The organism is Microbacterium sp. MMO-35 (assembly GCF_037147555.1).
Classification (GTDB): domain Bacteria; phylum Actinomycetota; class Actinomycetes; order Actinomycetales; family Microbacteriaceae; genus Microbacterium.
On record NZ_JBBCVH010000023.1, the window covers coordinates 1 to 2,566 of the forward strand.

Consider the following 2,566-nt stretch of genomic DNA (forward strand, 5'->3'; position numbering starts at 1 on the left):
ATCCAGGGCTCGACGCCGGAACTCCGGCGGGTGGGCAGCAGGCATCTCACGGACTCCTTCCGAGACGATCATCGCCTCAACTCAGTTGTCCGGGAAACCGGGTCAGGCTCCAAGAGAACTGAAAGTCTTCGTCGTCGAGGTCAGCTGATGGGATTCGGAAGCTCCAGTAACCGTCAGCAGTCTGAAGGGCTCGCACAAGCGCCCCGGCAGTCTCCGGGTTGACCAGAGCTGACGCGACGTCGATGCTTAGGGACCGGTCGTACTCAGTGACAGACGCTGATTGCCAGACCGTCACCCATCCGTCCGCAGGTTTGAGGGCGGCCAGGAACTCGGATTCGTCGACTTGGCTACTTCCTCGTGGGCCGACGGTAGCTAAGGGAGCAGGAACCGAGCTTCGCTGATCTGTAATCCATCGCCCGTCGTGGCGTGCGATGTCGAAGTCGGCGAGCCATTCTAGGACATCCAACTGTTCTGCATCGGGGTCGCGGTAGGGCGTAGCGATCCGCATCAGTCTTCCGGCGATGGTGAGTGCCGCGTGACGTTCTAGGTAGTAGTCGAGGTCCTCGGTTTTAGGGATCTCCCACTTGTATCCATAGGTTTCGCCGTCTTGGTAGATAGCTGCCGTCCGCCTCGGGTCCTTTAGGCGTTCCCCGTCGGCTCGCCATCCCCATTCGTCGAGGATGAGAGCGCTTGCCGCATCGAGCACCTCTTGGTGTGTGATGACGAGTGCTTTCGTCAGTTTGCCGAGGACGTACTCGTCGAAGTCGGAGTCGAATCGGTGCTCAGCTTGTGGTGCGCCTTTCATCATTGGACTGGGGTGTGTGGGGCGGTGCCAGCTTTCGAGGGCCACGGGCTCTGCAAGCTTGGCGTTCCAATCGGTCCCCACAGATCTGCCAGCCGGGCTGGTTGCCAGTCGTGCAACTGACGAGCAATGCCCTTGAATCACGGCGTGGTCCGGATAACGGTCGCTTAGTTCGATCACTGCGGACACGAGTGCGTCGATGGCAGACGGATCGTCGCGTGCTACTCGCTCGACAGCGACTAGGAACCACTCTGCCGCGCTCATCTCGTAGAAGAGGAATCGTTCATCGGCGTACCCAGCTGCATCGCCCCGCTTGACTGCCGAGCCGAGCGCAACGATCACGTCGCTGACGCCGAGCTCGATCGCAGTACGCACTGCGTGTGCGGCCTGCCAACGAACTGCTGAGCGCGGGTCGCCCAGCGCGGCCCAGAGGAAGTTTGCTACAGCGATATCGATTGGGTCCGCTGGCGTCTGGTCGATGGCTGCCCTGGGACTAATTCCCAGTGCTCCCTCGAAGGCGGTGAGCGATTCGCCGAGCACGCGGGCAGCCGTGGAAGGGTCGAGGACGGCTGAAGCTCCAGCTGCGAGCATGTAGCAGTGGTCGGCGTCGGTCAACGCTTCCTCAAGACTCAGGTGGTCGAGGGCGCGTTGGAGGAGATCGGTCGCGCGAACCTCCAACAGACATGCCGCCGCAGGCAGATCAAAGCCCATCCAGTTGTGGTGAAGCAGACGGGCACCATGTCGATCGACGTAGGTGCTGACTGCCCTCTTCAGCGAGTCGACGAACGATTGGGCGGTTCGAGGGCGCGCGAGGGCCTCGTTCAGGAGTTTGGCTAGCCCATAATCGCTGAGAGCATCCGAGCTCAATGACGCGTCCAGGATCGGGCCCCATTCAAGCGCGGGACGCGCAAAGGCCTCTGCGATGAAGAGGCTGTCACCGTATGAATGAGCCTCCTGCTGAAGTCGAACCGCCGCGTCCACGCCGCTTGTCTGAGTGAGGTCGAGTGCCGCGATCTGCACCTTGCATTCCTCCAGCTGAGCGGCGCGTGCTGCCTCTTCGTCTGGTGTGAGGTCGAAGGTGGTGCTCCGGAACTCGTCAGGGTCATTGGCACGAAGAGGGTCCGGAAGTGAGAGTTGCGCGAACTCCGCATCGAGGGAGCGCCCAAGTCGGTTTGCGAGATTGTTTGCAATGGACAGGGTGTTTGCGTTGAGGCCGCCGGATGCGTCAAGTTCACGGAGCGCAGAGCTTAGACCGAGGTTGGTTGAGAAGGGTGCCAGGACTGTCGTGAGGTCTGGTCGTCCCGCGAACAGGGCATCATCCCCTTCAACAAGTCCCCTGAACTGCCAGTCGAGCGTCCCGAACCGGCGATCTCGCCACTGCCCAAGAACTCGGAGAGCATTGGTGCCCGAGACCAGCGCAAGTGCAGCGACAAACTTGTGTTGGTTGAATCCGTCATACACGATCGGTTCGACGGCTTCGCCGAGATGAGCGACGCGCTCGGCGAGGGCGATCGCATCCAGAGGATCGACGCCGGCAGCTGCCCGCGTGAGGGCGACTATTGCATTCCATCGATGAAGCGCGTCATCGCCCACTCCGGTAGCAGCTTCGACAGCTTGGTCGAAGTAGCTTCGAGCTTCTGACTGGCTGAAGCGGTGAAGCGCCCTGAGTTTGTTGGAGACTCCTGACCTTGGAAACGAGGATGGGGTTATGCCGAAAGAGCAGACATCAGGGAAGCCGACGACGCGTCGGTATTCGCCGGAGGA

Annotated in this window: 1 protein-coding gene; it reads right to left on the reverse strand. The window is 61.2% G+C overall.

The genetic code is table 11. From position 1 onward, the window contains the following. Positions 1–76: 76 nt before the first annotated feature. Positions 77–2,566 (reverse strand): hypothetical protein (locus WFJ01_RS18945; RefSeq protein ID WP_336630031.1); only part of this gene is annotated, 2,490 nt, incomplete at its 5' end.